15 protein-coding genes are annotated in these 16594 nt (G+C 44.4%); 8 read left to right on the top strand and 7 right to left on the bottom strand.

The window, feature by feature from the left end:
* Positions 1–34: 34 nt before the first annotated feature.
* Positions 35–1792: an ABC transporter ATP-binding protein/permease gene (locus OCU38_RS05585; RefSeq protein WP_261824096.1), complete on the bottom strand. Its 1758-nt coding sequence runs from the start codon at positions 1790–1792 to the stop codon at positions 35–37.
* A 162-nt stretch (positions 1793–1954) separates the two neighbouring features.
* Here OCU38_RS05585 and OCU38_RS05580 point away from each other — a divergent pair, with 162 nt between their 5' ends.
* A complete protein-coding gene (locus tag OCU38_RS05580) occupies positions 1955–2524 on the top strand; it encodes a cytochrome b (RefSeq protein ID WP_390625242.1) in 570 nt (189 codons plus the stop codon).
* Between the two features lie 68 nt (positions 2525–2592).
* On the opposite strand, the gene rluB is transcribed toward OCU38_RS05580, so the two are convergent.
* From rluB to rnm, 3 genes are all read right to left on the bottom strand, one after another.
* Positions 2593–3483, bottom strand: coding sequence for a 23S rRNA pseudouridine(2605) synthase RluB (gene rluB / locus OCU38_RS05575; protein ID WP_021713124.1), 891 nt, complete (start codon positions 3481–3483; stop codon positions 2593–2595).
* A 170-nt stretch (positions 3484–3653) separates the two neighbouring features.
* Entirely contained in the window at positions 3654–4274 is a 621-nt protein-coding gene (locus tag OCU38_RS05570) for an L-threonylcarbamoyladenylate synthase (RefSeq protein ID WP_261824095.1), read from the bottom strand.
* Positions 4275–4419: 145 nt separating this feature from the next.
* Positions 4420–5283, bottom strand: a complete 864-nt coding sequence (gene rnm / locus OCU38_RS05565; RefSeq protein ID WP_261824094.1) for an RNase RNM — start codon at positions 5281–5283, stop codon at positions 4420–4422.
* A 365-nt stretch (positions 5284–5648) separates the two neighbouring features.
* On the opposite strand from rnm, the gene OCU38_RS05560 reads away from it, so the two are divergent.
* From OCU38_RS05560 to trpA, 6 genes are read left to right on the top strand one after another with little or no spacing between them, the layout of a single operon-like run.
* Positions 5649–7259 carry an anthranilate synthase component 1 gene (locus OCU38_RS05560; RefSeq protein WP_261824093.1) on the top strand — a complete coding sequence of 537 codons (1611 nt, stop codon included), beginning with the start codon at positions 5649–5651 and terminating at the stop codon, positions 7257–7259.
* The gene (locus OCU38_RS05555; protein ID WP_261824092.1) at positions 7252–7854 is read left to right on the top strand and encodes an aminodeoxychorismate/anthranilate synthase component II; all 603 of its coding nucleotides are present in this window, start codon (positions 7252–7254) and stop codon (positions 7852–7854) included. The genes OCU38_RS05560 and OCU38_RS05555 overlap by 8 nt, the downstream gene beginning before the upstream one ends.
* A 12-nt stretch (positions 7855–7866) precedes the next feature.
* Positions 7867–8865: an anthranilate phosphoribosyltransferase gene (gene trpD, locus OCU38_RS05550; RefSeq protein ID WP_261824091.1), complete on the top strand. Its 999-nt coding sequence runs from the start codon at positions 7867–7869 to the stop codon at positions 8863–8865.
* 2 nt (positions 8866–8867) lie between these two features.
* Positions 8868–10259, top strand: a complete 1392-nt coding sequence (trpCF, locus tag OCU38_RS05545; RefSeq protein WP_261824090.1) for a bifunctional indole-3-glycerol-phosphate synthase TrpC/phosphoribosylanthranilate isomerase TrpF — start codon at positions 8868–8870, stop codon at positions 10257–10259.
* A 56-nt stretch (positions 10260–10315) separates the two neighbouring features.
* Entirely contained in the window at positions 10316–11506 is a 1191-nt protein-coding gene (gene trpB / locus OCU38_RS05540; RefSeq protein ID WP_023404947.1) for a tryptophan synthase subunit beta, read from the top strand.
* Positions 11506–12312, top strand: a complete 807-nt coding sequence (gene trpA / locus OCU38_RS05535; protein WP_261824089.1) for a tryptophan synthase subunit alpha — start codon at positions 11506–11508, stop codon at positions 12310–12312. Before trpB ends, trpA begins: the two co-directional genes overlap by 1 nt.
* Before the next feature lie 96 nt (positions 12313–12408).
* Here trpA and OCU38_RS05530 read toward each other — a convergent pair whose 3' ends face one another.
* From OCU38_RS05530 to OCU38_RS05520, 3 genes are all read right to left on the bottom strand, one after another.
* Entirely contained in the window at positions 12409–12846 is a 438-nt protein-coding gene (locus OCU38_RS05530; protein ID WP_261824088.1) for a helix-turn-helix domain-containing protein, read from the bottom strand.
* Positions 12847–12856: 10 nt separating this feature from the next.
* Positions 12857–13069: a DUF4258 domain-containing protein gene (locus OCU38_RS05525; protein WP_261824087.1), complete on the bottom strand. Its 213-nt coding sequence runs from the start codon at positions 13067–13069 to the stop codon at positions 12857–12859.
* A 345-nt stretch (positions 13070–13414) separates the two neighbouring features.
* Positions 13415–14038 (bottom strand): AbiV family abortive infection protein, encoded by a 624-nt coding sequence (locus OCU38_RS05520; protein WP_261824086.1) that lies wholly within the window; start codon positions 14036–14038, stop codon positions 13415–13417.
* 423 nt (positions 14039–14461) lie between these two features.
* On the opposite strand from OCU38_RS05520, the gene OCU38_RS05515 reads away from it, so the two are divergent.
* Entirely contained in the window at positions 14462–16219 is a 1758-nt protein-coding gene (locus tag OCU38_RS05515) for a glycoside hydrolase family 19 protein (protein ID WP_261824085.1), read from the top strand.
* Positions 16220–16594: the final 375 nt, after the last annotated feature.

Raw genomic sequence — 16594 nt, 5'->3', positions numbered from 1 at the left:
AGGTTCTATGACCTAAATCATCCATCAATCCCCACTAATCCTTCTGCTTAAACTGCAACTCAACCAAACGTTGATACAATTCACAGCGGCTTAATAAGCTATGGTGATTGCCAACATCGACTAATTTTCCTTTATCTAAAACAGCAATTTGGTCAGCGTGCTGAATCGTTGATAAACGGTGCGCAATGATAATGGTAGTGCGGTGTTTCATAAGTGCTTCAAGAGCTTGCTGTACATGGTGTTCGCTTTCACTATCAAGGGCGCTGGTAGCTTCATCAAGCAACAAAATCATAGGATCTTTTAAAATGGCGCGAGCAATGGCAATGCGCTGTCTTTGTCCGCCAGATAGACGTACGCCCTTTTCACCCAAATGGCTTTGATAGCCTTGCGGAAGGTTACAAATAAACTCATGCGCATGCGCTTTTTTCGCCGCTTCTATTACTTGTTCATCAGTGGCATCAGGATTGCCGTAACGAATGTTGTGCATCACATCCTGGCTAAATAATGCCGGTTGCTGAGGTACGAGCGCCATCTTATTGCGCAGATCTTTAGGATCAAACTGGCGAATATCTTGCCCACCTAATGTTACCTCACCCTTTAACGGGTCGTAAAAGCGCAGTAAAAGTTCAAATAACGTGGTTTTTCCTGCGCCAGAAGGACCAACTAATGCCAGAATCTTACCTTCTTTCGCGGTTAAATTGAGTGTATCAATCGTTGGAATATCAGGGCGGGATGGATAATAAAATGACACCTGATGAAAAGACATTTCGGCGCTAAGGTTAGCGGTAGAAACGGCTTGCTTGGGTGCGATAATTTGGCTTTTTACATTCAGGATTTCCAGCAATCGCTCAGTGGCTCCTGCTGCTCGTTGCAATTCACCAAAGACTTCGGAAATAGTGGCCGTCGATGAGGCCACCATAATCGCATAAAACACAAATGCACCCAATTCACCTGGTGAAATCTCACCGTGTATAACATCGCTTCCCCCTACCCACAACATGCCTGAGATAGCGCCAAACACAATAACGATCACGCCAGAAATCAAAATAGCGCGCTGTTTCACCCGTTGACGTCCTATTTCATAAGCGCGTTCAACTTCAGCAGAAAACGAGTGTAATTCCTGCGCTTCACGACTAAAGCTTTGCACCGTTTTAATGTGTTCAATCGCCTCACCTGCATAACTGCCTACATCCGCCATTGAATCTTGGCTTTGTCGAGAAAGCGCTCGTACTTTTCGTCCATAGACCAAAATGGGAATCAAAATAAAGGGCACGGAGGCTAAAACAATCAGAGTTAACTTTACGTTGGTGGCAAATAGCATCACGATCGCGCCAATACACATCAATGCACTGCGCATCGCCATAGAAAATGAAGAGCCGATAATACTTTGGAGTAATGTGGTGTCCGTTGTGATGCGCGACATAATATCGCCACTGCCGTGAGTTTCAAAGTGGCTAGGATGCAGAGTAATAACGTGATTAAACACCGCCAATCGAATATCGGCACTGACACGCTCTCCCACCGATGACACTAAATAGAAACGAAAAAATGTTCCAATAGAGATACACACTGTCACCGCTAAAATAAAACCAATCGCATAATTAAGATCGTGAATTGAACGCTGTGAAAAGCCTTCATCAATAAGCAGTCGTACGCCTTGCCCGACCGATAAAGTAAGCCCTGACGTCATTAATAATGCAGCCAATGCGGCAAACACTTTCCATTGATATGGGCGCACAAACTGTAAGATATCTAACAAAACCCTTAGGCTTGTTCTCGACTTTTTGTCCATTGATTTAGTCACACTTCCCTCAGCTTTCGTTGCAATTAAGTTTTCAATATCAATAATTTAGCGCGACATCAAATATTTACGTTACTTTACAGTAAATGACATGTTAGTTTAATTTACTTCATAGATAATAGCGCCACTTATTTATTAACGCGGTATTAATCTATGTCTTCTGATTTGTCTATGTCCTCTAACTCATCTACACCCTCCACATCGGAAAAACTGTCCTTTATGACCATCGTAATGCATTGGTTGACAGGCCTTAGCTTTGTGGGCGTATTTATTGTTGGCATGATCTTAGCTGAAATGGAGAGAGGGCCAGATAAATCTTTTCTAATGGGCTATCACAAGTCAATTGGAGCATTAATTCTTATTGTGGCGGTATTGAGAGTTGCGTGGCGCTTGAAAGAAGGAAAGCTTCCAAGTTTAGGTACTAGCCCAGAGTGGCAAGAAAAAATCGCCCATGCAGTACACGGAATTCTAATGTTAGCTACCCTCATCATGCCAATTTCAGGTGTCGTAATGAGTGCTGCAGGTGGTCGTGCGGTAGATATTTTTGGTTGGGAAATTATCAGTAAAGGCGACAAAATTGAATGGCTACAAGAAATAGCCAGCACAATGCATCATAGCGCGGTCAATATCATCATAGCTGTGTTTGTACTTCACGTCGTCGGCGCTATCAAACACCACGTGATCGACAAAGACAAAACCATTACCCGTATGCTAGGTAAATAAAGAAAAAGTGCGGGGTCAGGTCTTGAAATTTGCATGCAAATTTCAAGACCTGACCCCGCACTTAAAAACTATTTGCGAGCTTTTTTAGGCTTGCGTTTTGCAGGACCTGTAGTGGTGATGCGTTCTTCGTGGCGACGAACTGCACGACGGATCTTTTGTGAACGAGAGCGTTCACGGTTACGAGAAGTGTTGCGCTCGTCGATGACCGTTGTTTTTTCTGGTGCTAGTTCAACCAATTCACGTAGATAGTTCACCTGTTTCAGGTTCATTTCCATCCATCCCCCGCGAGGCAGTTTCTTCTCAAGGAAGATATCACCGTAGCGAACACGTTTTAGACGGCTTACTGTTGTATCTTGTGATTCCCACAAGCGACGAACTTCACGGTTACGACCTTCGTTGATCACAACGTAGAACGTGTGGTTCATGCCTTCGCCACCCGCGTAAACGATGTCTTCGAAACGAGCCATACCATCTTCAAGTTGAACGCCTTTTGCAAGGTTCTTCACTTTTTGCTCGTTCACTTCACCAAACACTCGTACTAAGTATTCACGTTCTACTTGACGGCTTGGGTGCATTAAGCGGTTAGCAAGTTCACCATCGGTAGTGAACAGTAGCAGACCAGAAGTGTTGGCATCCAAACGGCCTACTGAGATCCAACGTGCACCGTTGATCTTAGGTAGACGGTCAAATACAGTACGACGACCTTCTGGATCGTGACGAGTACATAATTCACCTTCTGGCTTGTAATAAGCAAGAACGCGACATACGACTTCTTCAGGAGCTTTAATTGAAACCTGATGACCATCAATGCGGACAACCGCTGTGTCATCTTCTAAGCGTACGCCTAACGTTGCCACTTGGCCGTTAACGCTAACGCGACCTGATTTAATTAAACTTTCAAGTTCGCGGCGAGACCCATGGCCAGCGCGTGCTAAAATTTTCTGTAGTTTTTCGCTCATTTAGTTACCTTAGTGTCGTCTTCTCAGACGTCGGATGAAGTAGTCGTCCGCAAAATTGCGGTCGCGTATTATCGCAAAAACCGACTGAAAAATCATCCAGTATTTAGCCCATTTTACTATTACTTCACGTTTATTCGTGACCTAACACATTCAAGCAAAATAACGCGGTATTACTCAAATGGAGTGGTGTCCCCTGCTCCGCGACGAAGGATAACCGGATCGTCTTCACTAAAATCGATCACTGTGGTTGGCTGTTCACCTAAGTAACCGCCGTTAATGATCAAATCCACCACGTTTTCTAATTTGTCGCGAATCTCTTCAGGATCAGATTCTGTCACATCATTACCTGGCAAAATCAACGTAGTCGACATCATAGGTTCGCCTAATGCAGCTAACAAATCCAAAGCAATATTATTGTCTGGAACACGAATACCGATGGTTTTTCGTTTAGCGTTCATTAAGCGACGAGGCACTTCTTTAGTCCCTTTAAAAATAAAGGTATACGCGCCGGGTGTGTTGTTTTTAAGTAGGCGAAACGCCACATTGTCAACGCGAGCATAAGAAGACAGCTCAGAAAGATCGCGGCACAACAAAGTAAAGTTATGGTGATCGCAGATTTTACGAATGCGACACACACGCTCTAGCGCTGATTTATTCTCTAGCTGGCATCCCAACGCATATCCAGAATCGGTTGGATACACCACCACGCCGCCATTACGAATGATCGTCGCAGCTTGGTTAATTAATCGGCTTTGCGGGTTATCGGGATGTATATAAAAATATTGACTCATTATATCTCCTTATGAGCAAACATCTGTTGAAGCGACGTTATATATCAATCCAAATAAGTAATGGCTCATGCTGACTACTTGACGACGCATTGACACTTAAAACACCATTTGCGTATACAACATAAGGTGTTCTAAGGCTGAACATTTACTTATCCGGATTAGTATTCACGTCCGAAAATTGTGGCCATTGTTCCCATACCGGCGTTACACCGCCAGGTAGCCACAAGTTCCTCCCTAGTTCCATCCACGGTGAAGGATAATGAAAATCAGAACCTAAGGAAGCTAATAAACCGTATTGTATCGCATAATCCGCTAAGTTGCGTCGCTCTTGTTGACTTTGTTGTGGCAAAGAAATTTCCATGGCATCGCCGTTGGCTTCCACAAATGCCGCCAGCAGTCTTTTTAGCCATTTGGCGGTTAAATCATAACGCCCCGGATGCGCTAATACCGCCACCCCGCCTGCGCTATGTATCACCTGCACTGCTTCAGCCATAGAACACCATATTGGTGGCACGTAACCCGGTTTATCGCGGGTTAAAAAGCGTTTAAATACCTGCTGCATGTTTTTGGCATGCCCATTGTCCACCAGCCATTTAGCAAAATGCGCGCGCGTTACCGGTGCTCCATTTGCAATCGCCTTCACCTCTGGTAACGGGTCAACTTTTAAATGCTTAGATAAGCGATAAGCAATCAGCTCTGAACGCTCGATACGCCTTGTTTGTTGCGCCTCGATAAGCGCTCGTAACTGTGGATGGTGAATATCGAGATTTAACCCCACAATATGAATGTCTTTATTTGACCAAAGGGTGGAGATCTCAATCCCCGTAACCAGTTGAATATCAAGCTGCTGGCTTTGAATATAGTCCAGCGCAGGCTCAATACCATCAACGGTATCGTGGTCGGTAATAGCAAGTACGCCAACCCTATGCTCAATAGCACGTTCCAGCAGATCTTGAGGAGTAAAACGGCCATCAGAGGCAGTGGTATGAGAATGTAGATCAAATATCATAAAAGGCTTGACTTTCCTTCGCTGTACTAGTTAACTAGTACACCTAGATTATTTAAAGGTGTTTAGCAAATCGCTATGAATACAGTCATGATACAACAGCCTCAGCCAATCTGTACCGAAATCGGTAGAGTTTGTGCATGCGCGGTATCTGGACAGTGGCGTTGGTGGTTCTCTCTTAGAGCGAGCTAAATATTGAGTGTATCTAAACAAACTCGAAAGCTCGCATTAGTCTGCGAGCTTTTTTTATGTCTTTTTGAACAATCTAAACCATTACAAACACATTGAATATTGTGTTGATTGCGCAAATTTTGACCTAGTTTTACACAATCACTTTTGGGTGAAACAACAGAATATGAGAGTATGTGATGCTAAGAACCAAAAGCTTACAAGGAGGTCTTGTGAACAAGACCATTAACCTGACCGCACAAGGCCAGTTAGAAGTATTGCAACGTGATGTCTTCTATACCCAAGATCCAACGGAATTATTCCACCACCTGTGTAAAGATAAGACCGACACCCTTCTTCTTGAATCAGCCGAAGTTGAATCAAAAGAAAACTTAAAAAGTCTATTACTGGTCGATGCCGCTATGCGTATTGAGTGCCGTGGCCACCAAGTAGTCCTAACGGCAAACTCTGACAATGGTCAAGCCTTGCTTGCTCGCCTTGTATCTAATCTAAACCCCGATTTTATTACTGAAAATAGCGACAGCAAATTAGTCGTTAACTTTAACGCTCCTGACGATAATCTTGATGAAGACAGCCGTCTTCGCCAACCATCGTCATTTGATATGCTTCGTATCATCAAGCAAAGCTATAACTGCGCCGACCATGACCCGATGGCATTATTCATTGGTGGCTTATTTGCTTACGACCTAGTGGCAAACTTTGAACCTCTTGGTCAAGCCGAAATCAACAGCCAATGTCCAGACTATGTATTCTATGTAGCTGAAACACTCATTGTGGTTGACCATCAGCAGCAGCAAGCGCACCTATTTGGCAGCTTATTTGATGCCAACACCGAAACGCGCGCCACGCTAGATAATCGACTACAAACCATTGAAACTGAAATGAAGCAAGTTCAACCTGCGCCAAGCGCGGTAAAACTAGAAAGCTGCGATGTATCAGTCAGTGTCAGTGATGAAGAGTTCTGCCAAACGGTGCGCGATCTTAAAGAATTTGTGATTCGCGGTGATGTATTCCAAGTGGTGCCATCTCGCTACTTTTCTCTGCCATGTCCATCGTCATTAGCCGCTTATAAGCATTTGAAGAAAAGTAACCCAAGCCCTTACATGTTCTACATGCAAGATGAGCTCTTTACTCTGTTTGGCGCCTCACCAGAAAGTGCGCTTAAATACGAAACTCAAACCAATCAAGTGGAAATCTACCCTATCGCAGGCACCCGCCGTCGCGGCAAAAACGCCGATGGTAGCATTAACTTCGACCTTGATAGCCGCATCGAATTAGAACTGCGTTTAGATCGTAAAGAAAACGCCGAACACATGATGCTGGTGGATTTAGCACGTAACGACGTTGCTCGAATTTCCCAAGCAGGCAGTCGTCACGTTGCCGACTTACTGAAAGTGGATCGCTACAGTCACGTAATGCACTTGGTTTCTCGCGTGGTGGGTCAATTGCGTGAAGACTTAGATTCACTGCACGCCTACCAAGCCTCGATGAATATGGGTACCTTAACTGGCGCACCAAAAATTCGCGCGATGCAATTAATCCGTGACGTTGAACAACAACGCCGTGGCACTTACGGCGGCGCAGTCGGTTACATGACCGGACACGGCGATTTGGATACTTGTATTGTGATTCGCTCAGCGTATGTCGAAAACGGCATTGCCAAAGTTCAAGCCGGCGCTGGCGTGGTATTTGACTCCGACCCACAAGCAGAAGCCGACGAAACACGCGGTAAAGCACAAGCGGTAATCAGTGCAATTCAAGCGGCACATACTGAGGTGAAGCATGGCTAATATTTTATTTATTGATAACTTCGATTCTTTCACCTACAACCTAGTTGATCAGTTTCGTACCCTAGGACACGAAGTGACCGTTTATCGTAACCAAATCGATATTGATGTCCTAGAAAGCACATTAAACCAATTACCAAACCCTGTGATTGTTCTATCACCGGGGCCGGGCGCGCCAAGCGAAGCCGGCAATATGCCAAGCATCATTCAGCGCTTTAAAGGCAAAGTGCCGATGATTGGCATTTGTTTAGGTCATCAAGCCATTGTTGAAGCGTACGGCGGCACGGTGGCAGGCGCAGGGGAAATCATCCACGGTAAAGTGTCGATGATGGAGCACAATAACCACGCTACCTACCAAGGCTTACCTTCACCGTTTGCCATTGCCCGTTACCACTCGCTAGTGGCAACCAAAGTCACTGACGAGCTAACCATCACCGCTCAAGTCGATGATTTGGTTATGTCAGTGGTGCACGAACAAGACAAAGTTTGCGGTTTTCAGTTCCACCCTGAGTCAATCATGACGACTTACGGTGCCACACTGTTAGCCAATTCAATTGAGTGGGCTTTGCAGTCTAACGACATTGCACAGCAACAGTAACAAGGAAGAACGATGCACACTATTTTAGAACAGCTTTATCGCCAAGAGTCATTGAGCGAAACACAAAGCCAAACCTTGTTTGATCAAATCATTAAAGGTGAAGTTGAACCTATCGTTTTAAGTTCAGCGCTGACTGCATTAAAAATCAAAGGTGAAACTCCAGAAGAAATCGCTGGTGCAGCAAAAGCGCTGCTTGCCAATGCACAGCCCTTCCCTCGTCCTGATTACGATTTTGCTGACATCGTTGGCACCGGCGGCGATGGTTCAAACACCTTTAATATTTCTACTACTGCGGCATTTGTCGCGGCAGCGGTTGGACTAAAAGTAGCTAAGCACGGTAACCGCGGCGTTTCTAGCAAATCTGGATCTTCTGATCTGTTGGATTCTTTTGGCATTAACCTTGCGATGAGCGCGCAAGATACCGCCAAAGCCGTTGATGAAATTGGCGTGGCCTTCTTATTTGCGCCGCAATATCACCAAGGCGTGCGCCATGCGATGCCAGTGCGTCAGGCGTTAAAGACCCGCACTATTTTCAACATTCTTGGCCCACTGATAAACCCAGCTCGTCCAAATATCGAACTGATGGGTGTGTATGACGAAAGCCTTGTTGCCCCTATTGCGCAAACCATGCAAAAAATGAACATGAAACGCGCCGCTGTCGTTCACGGTAGTGGCCTTGATGAAGTGGCTATTCACGGCAAAACTGTGGTTGCCGAAATCAAAGAGGGCAAGATTGAACACTACACCTTAACCGCTGAAGATTTTGGTCTGAATTCGCACCCACTTGAAGCGCTAAAAGGCGGCACTCCAGAAGAAAACCGCACGATTGTGACTAACCTACTTTCAGGTAAAGGCACAGAAGCTCAAGAATCTGCGGTCGCGGCTAACGTTGCACTGCTAATGAAACTGTTTGGTCATGAAGACCTAAAAGCCAATGCCCAACAAGCGATTGCTGCTATGCGCAGTGGTAAGGCGTATCAACTTGTAGAACAACTGGCGGCTAGAGGTTAATCATGTCAGAACATATTTCCCAACATAATAAAGATATGGCTCAAGTGCTGGCAAAAATTGTTGCCGACAAAGATATCTGGGTAGAAGAGCGCGAGAAATCGCAACCTTTGGAAACCTTTAAAGACTCGCTACAGCCCTCTGATCGTAGCTTTTACGATGCACTATCGGGTGACAACACTGCGTTTATTCTGGAATGTAAAAAAGCATCACCGTCTAAAGGCTTGATTCGTGACGTATTCGACCTTGATTACATTGCCTCTGTGTATAAAAACCATGCCAGTGCCATTTCTGTCTTAACGGACGAAAAATACTTCCAAGGTAGCTTTGATTTTTTACCGCAAGTGAAAAAGCAAACCACCCAGCCTATTTTGTGTAAAGACTTCATGATTTCGCCGTATCAGGTGTATCTAGCCCGTCATTACCAAGCTGATGCTATTTTGCTGATGTTGTCTGTGCTAAACGATGAAGAATATCAAGCACTGGCAAAGATAGCCCACGCACTGAATATGGGCGTACTTACAGAAGTAAGCAACGAAGACGAACTGCAACGCGCTATCAAACTGCAAGCAAAAGTAGTCGGCATCAATAACCGTAACCTTCGCGATCTCACCATTGACCTTAACCGCACTAAAGCGCTTGCGCCGAAACTGCCAAAAGGTACTACCGTGATTTCTGAATCGGGTATTTACAACCACCAGCAAGTTCGAGATCTATGCCAATATGCGAACGGTTTTCTTATCGGCAGTTCACTGATGTCCGAAGACAACCTAGAGCTTGCGGTACGTAAAGTACTGCTTGGTGAAAACAAGGTTTGCGGTCTTACCCATGCTGACGATGCGCTAAAAGCTTATAATGCGGGTGCAATTTATGGCGGTCTTATCTTTGCGGAAAAATCAAAGCGTAAAGTAGACCAAGAAACAGCGCGCTTAACCATGAGCGGAGCACCCCTTCGCTATGTCGGTGTATTCCAAAATCAAAGCGCGGACTATATCAGCCAAGTCGCACAATCTCTTTCACTGCACGCTGTGCAATTGCACGGTGATGAAGATGAAGACTTTATTACTAAGCTGCGCCAACAACTGCCAAGTGATACTGAAATCTGGAAAGCCTACGGCGTATTAGATGAAGTACCTGCATTTATTGGCAATGTTGACCGTCACCTTTTAGATTCTAAAACACAGACTCAAAGTGGTGGCACAGGGCAAACTTTCGATTGGTCTAAGATTAACGATCAGAATGTCATGCTGGCAGGCGGTTTAAATGCTGACAATATTGCGCAAGCATCTAAACTGGGCTGTCTAGGGCTTGACCTAAACTCTGGTGTAGAAACCGAACCTGGTAAAAAATCTCGTGAAAAGCTAGCACAAGCTTTTGCTGCGATCAGACACTATTGATTCACATTCCTTCCCTAGTGTAGGGAAGGAATGACAAAAAATTTAAGGAAAAAATCATGGCAAAACTTGATGCCTACTTTGGAGAGTTCGGTGGACAATACGTTCCGCAAATCCTCGTTCCAGCACTTGACCAACTAGAACAAGCTTTTATCGACGCGCAGGCTGATCCTGAATTTCGCGCCGAATTCATGCACTTACTACAAGAGTATGCAGGTCGCCCTACCGCGCTTACGTTAACTCGTAACCTGACTAAAGGCACCAAAACCAAGTTATACCTAAAACGTGAAGATCTTCTGCACGGCGGCGCGCACAAAACCAACCAAGTGTTAGGTCAAGCATTACTAGCAAAACGCATGGGTAAAACGGAAATCATCGCCGAAACTGGTGCGGGTCAACACGGCGTAGCATCCGCTCTTGCGTGTGCTCTACTGGGTCTAAAATGTCGCATTTACATGGGCGCAAAAGATGTGGAACGTCAAAGCCCGAACGTATTTCGCATGCGTTTAATGGGTGCTGAAGTGATTCCTGTCCATTCAGGTTCAGCAACGCTAAAAGATGCCTGTAACGAAGCACTACGTGACTGGTCTGCAAGCTATGAAGATGCCCACTACCTACTTGGTACTGCCGCAGGCCCTCACCCATTCCCGACTATTGTTCGTGAATTCCAACACATGATTGGTGAAGAAACCAAACATCAAATCCTAGCGCGCGAAGGTCGACTACCTGATGCAGTTATCGCTTGTGTCGGTGGCGGTTCAAATGCCATTGGTATGTTTGCTGACTTCATCGAAGAGAAAGACGTACGCCTTATTGGTGTTGAGCCAGCAGGTAAAGGCTTAGACACAGATATGCATGGCGCGCCGCTTAAACACGGTAAGCTAGGTATTTTCTTTGGTATGAAATCGCCATTGATGCAAGACACTGACGGCCAAATTGAAGAGTCTTATTCTATTTCAGCCGGTCTTGATTTCCCATCGGTAGGCCCACAACACGCCCACCTTAATGCTATTGGCCGCGCACAATACGGCGCCGCGACCGATGATGAAGCGTTAGAAGCATTCCAAATCCTTGCACGTAAAGAAGGCATCATCCCTGCTCTTGAATCTGCTCATGCTCTAGCTTACGCATTAAAAATGGCGCACGATGAGCCAGAAAAAGAGCAACTGTTAGTCGTCAACCTTTCTGGCCGTGGCGATAAAGACATTTTCACTGTATACGATATTTTGAAAGAAAGAGGAGACGTATAATGGACCGTTACGCTGCGCTGTTTGAGCGTTTACAAGCTAAAAAACAAGGTGCATTTGTCCCTTTTGTCACGATTGGCGATCCACAACCTGAACTGTCTCTGCGCATCATGCAAACATTGGCAAACTCAGGCGCTGATGCTCTTGAACTTGGCATTCCGTTTTCGGATCCACTCGCCGATGGCCCAACTATTCAAGGCGCTAACATTCGCGCTTTGGATTCAAAAACAACGCCAAGCATTTGCTTTGATCTGATTGCAAAAATTCGCGCTGAACACTCAGATTTGCCTATCGGTCTACTGGTTTACGCAAATCTTGTGTTTGCCAACGGCATCGACCATTTCTATCAAGCCTGTGCCGAAGCCGGTGTCGATTCTGTGTTAATCGCGGATGTACCAACTGGTGAAAGCGCAGAATTTAACGCAGCGGCAAAAAAAGCAGGTGTACATGCTATTTTCATCGCACCACCAACAGCTAATGACGAAACACTTAAACAAGTTTCAGAATTAGGCGGCGGTTACACTTACCTACTTTCTCGCGCAGGTGTAACTGGCGCAGAAACAAAAGCCAACATGCCAGTCGATCACATGCTTGAGTGCCTAGCACAATTTGACGCGCCGCCAGCCCTACTTGGCTTTGGTATTTCTGCACCAGAACAAGTAGCTTCTGCTATTCAAGCGGGCGCTGCGGGTGCAATCTCAGGTTCAGCGGTAGTGAAAATTATTGAAAATAACCTTGATGACTCTGACAAAATGCTCAGCGAACTGGGAAGTTTTGTGACGAATATGAAGGCTGCGACTCAGTTATAACTAAACTCGAGTTTCTATTTGCTAAAAGCCACTTTTTAAGTGGCTTTTTTGTTGAGCAGCACTGGCTAAACGACACTTAGGCATTATTTATTGTAACTATGCTACACGCCATTTATTGTCTTGTTCTTTCAAATGTAGCTCTGCCATCGTTGATTCAATTTCCGAGTCTGAAAGCATATTAAGCAAAAGACCAATTTGGCTGTCATCATCATTAAACTCTGCATATAGAGCACGAAGAGTTACGTCTGCGGTTCTTGGGATGAGCGTTTGCCCTTTTTCCCAACGCGCGACAGTTTGAGTGTCTACACCTAATAAATTACCAAGTGCCTTTTGCGACATATTAAGTTCGATACGAATGAACTTAAATTCTTGATGAGAAATAGGTCTTACTTGAGAAACGATATTTCGGCCAACAAGCGCATGCAGCTCATATAAATTATCGATACTAACAAACTCTTCATCCTCTACTTTGTCGATAGTGAAGCCATTTGTTAAATAAACATACGGTAAACCACAGTCTTTATAGTGATACATATTATCCTCTTTATTTAACCATAACCGTTACAACAAATGCAGATGGATCGTCTTCATGCCTCTTTAGGGAAACAACGACTTCTACAATTTCACCAGCCGCCATACCTTGAAGATTGCATTTCCAATCACCTCTAGGTGTTTGATGAGGTGCTTCCGTAACTCTACTGTGCTTGTTAGCAAGTACTTGAAATATTTGCATCCGAGTCACACCGCGTTGCTCCATCCGCTCTCTAGCATGCGAGCCAATAAAGACTCTAGCACTGTGCTTACTTGACAGTTCGTTGATAAATTTCTTGCTGACGCTGAAGTCAACGGAAACTCATCGATTCTCTCAAGTATATTTTTTGAAATACGGATAACCTATCAATCTGATAGCCTGAATCATGAGCGAGAATAAGGTTAAACGCAAGATTTGAGCACTTAATTACGCTAAGTTCGGTTTAACCTATAGTCATCAAGCCAAACTTTTTAGCCTTAATGGTGATGTGAAGTTTAAAGCCAAAAACCAATTTTTAGGCATTTTCCTAGGGCTAATGTTGTGGCGTGTAGCATTACCCAGATACGAATTTCAACCATGACTCCCCAGCACTACTGCCAAAAACACTTGCGTATTCTTCAACGCTTTTTTAGAAAACCTAAGCTTTACTTCTTGCTTCGTCATCCCTTGCAAGTTTCTTAGTTCAACCAAAGCCGGACCTAGTTTGGCAATTCGATATATCGCTAAATTCATGTACTTTTCGGATTGGGTTTCGCTGATTCGTTCTGAGGGTAAAACAAACTCTTTATTTATACACTGGGTGTACAGCGCATGATTTTGTCGGATCTGTTTTAACTCGATCTCTAGAATTAATTGTTTGGTGGCAGCATCAGCATCGAGATGAAGATCAACCAATAGCGCCTTAGTAATGGCGACTTGAGTGGTGCGTTTCTGTTTTGGACTTAGGGTGTGGCGCTTAAGTTTTTTCCAATTCACTTTCTTTTGTGTGCTTACATCGAGCAGCGCACGAAATAACAATACACTGTTTGCAAACTCTTCGTGTGCAAAATGACTTAATGCAAAAGCTCGGGCGAATTTACCATGTTGATGTAAGAGCTCAGCCTCATCACATAACTCTTGGGCATTCTTCATGCATTTGATTGCACCATCAAAAAGCATATCAAAATGGCTGGTCGCAATTTTTGTTTGCTGCAAATTTGTTCCTCAATATGTAACGTCAAATAGAACGCCAATTTGTATCACCCAAGGGATACGTTTTCTCAAGGTATTTCCTTAGCCCATTATATTGAACATTTAATGTACTAATACAACCTAGCTAATAATCAAAAATACTTAATATTAATTTAGTCATTATTTCTTAATTGCGCCTCTTAATTACACCTATCGGGTGTAAAACATTTGCTGTTGGTTATTACTTAGAAATTCACGCTAAAAAACACCTTTTCAGATCACAATAATGCAGTGTAACTATTTGCATATTTTCATCCTCACATAGACTGGCTAAACATAATTATAAACAACTGATTTGAATACAAAAAACCAACTTCAATTGCTTAGGTAACTTTAGTACGTTTAACAACTTTAATCACTTCAACAACTTTAATAACGGGTGTTATTATGAAATACAAAAGTTTAGTCATCCCCATGCTGCTTGCTTTTTCGAGTGCAGCCTTTTCTGCCGAAATTTATGACCAAAGTAAAAGCTACAGTGGTGGTGAGCGCGTCTCATTTAACGGTGCTATTTATGAAGCTCAGTGGTGGGTGAACCCTAACCAATCTCCTGCTGATGTGACTGGAAATAGCTGGGAATCTCCGTGGATCTTAATTTCAGAAACAGGTGGAGAAACAACCCCTCCTCCAGCTGATCCTGAAGAGCCATCAGAACCCACTCCACCCGTTGTGCCGCCAATCGAGGGCGATTACCCTGCTTATGTTGAAGGTGAAGACTATGTTGCTGGTGATATCGTAATCAACACAGGTAAGCTATATCGTTGTAAAGATGGCATCACACAAACATGGTGTTCAGGCCCTGCATGGGCTTATGCTCCAGGAACGGGAACCGCTTGGGATCAAGCGTGGGAAGAAGTGGCTGACGGAACTCCACCGAGTGATCCAGAACCATCTGACCCTGAAGTGACGCCAGATCCAGACCCAACACCCGATCCTGCTCCAGAACCCGATCCAAGCCCAGACCCAAGTCCAGATCCTGAACCTACTCCAGAGCCAGAGCCTAGCCCTGAGCCAGAAGACGGCTATGTTGTTTACCAAGAGGATTTAGACGCTAAAGAAGCGGAATTAACCAACTTCCCAGCAATGGCATCGGTAAAAGACTTAATTCGCACGATTGATAATGCCACTGTAAACGCCATTAAACCGCTGGCAGAGAGCAATCCTGACAACGTTAAACGTATCGAAAGCATTATTTCAGAAGCCGATTGGGAATACCTCTTCCCAGAGCGTACTCCCGAATATACCTATCGCCACTTCTTGCAAGCTACGGGTAAATTCCCTGCCTTCTGTGACACTTACGAAGACGGACGTGATTCAGATGCGATTTGTCGTAAAGCACTGGCAACCATGTTTGCTCACTTTACCCAAGAGACCGGCGGTCATACCGCAGATTGGCCTGTGCCAGAATGGCGTCAAGGTTTAGTGCATGTCCGCGAAATGGGCTGGGATGAAACGATGCGCGGTGGTTACAACGGTGAATGTAACCCTGATGTATGGCAAGGACAAACGTGGCCATGTGGTACATTCGAAAACGGTGAGTTCAAATCATACTTTGGCCGTGGTGCTAAGCAGTTGAGCTACAACTACAACTATGGTCCGTTTTCTGAGGCTATGTTTGGTACGGTTCGCACCTTACTCGACAACCCTGAAATGGTCGCTGATACGTGGTTAAACTTTGCTTCGGCAGTCTTCTTCTTTACTTACCCACAACCACCAAAACCGGCAATGATGCACGTTATTGATGGCACATGGCAACCAAACGATCGTGACTTAGCTAATGGTTTGACTCCTGGTTTTGGCGTCACAACACAAATCATCAACGGTGGCGTTGAATGTGGTGGTTCAGTAGAGATTGCTCAATCACTAAACCGCATCGACTACTACAAAAACTTTACTCAGTATTTGCAAGTCCCTGTAGCGGATGATGAAGTACTAGGCTGTAAAGAAATGAAGCAGTTTGATACTGATGGCGCTGGCGCACTCAGTATTTACTGGGAAAAAGATTGGGGTTGGTCATCGGAAACACCAACTGGCGGAACGTATTCTTGCCAAATGGTCGGTTACCAAACACCTTTCTCAGCCTTTAAAGAAGGCGATTTCACTAAGTGTGTTGTGGCTAACTTCCCTGATGTGATCGTCAAGTAGTCTTACCAATAACCTTAACGGTTCCATTTAATAGGGGCAGTGTCTTTGATACTTCCCCTATTCTCTCGATAAGCTATGACATAAAACAAACATAGAATTCTCGATACCCGCAATTATGCCAATCACTTAATTAATATATTTACCGTTACTCTTTGTATTAAAATAATAGCAATATAAAATTCAAAAATTAGAAGTGAAAATATTTTTAACTCACAAATAATACATATTTGTTTTGCCATCATATCCGCTCCATCCTCAATCATGACTAAATAGCTAAAAATAGACTGTTTCTATGTAGGCACATCTTTGTCTAAATAACACACGCCAATGTAATAAAAAGGTTGATTGGCAATTAACGCTAAATCAGCACATTCT

The organism is Vibrio neonatus, assembly GCF_024346975.1.
Lineage (GTDB): Bacteria > Pseudomonadota > Gammaproteobacteria > Enterobacterales > Vibrionaceae > Vibrio > Vibrio neonatus.
Note: the sequence above shows the minus strand (reverse complement) of the source record. Positions and strands in the feature narration are given on the sequence as shown.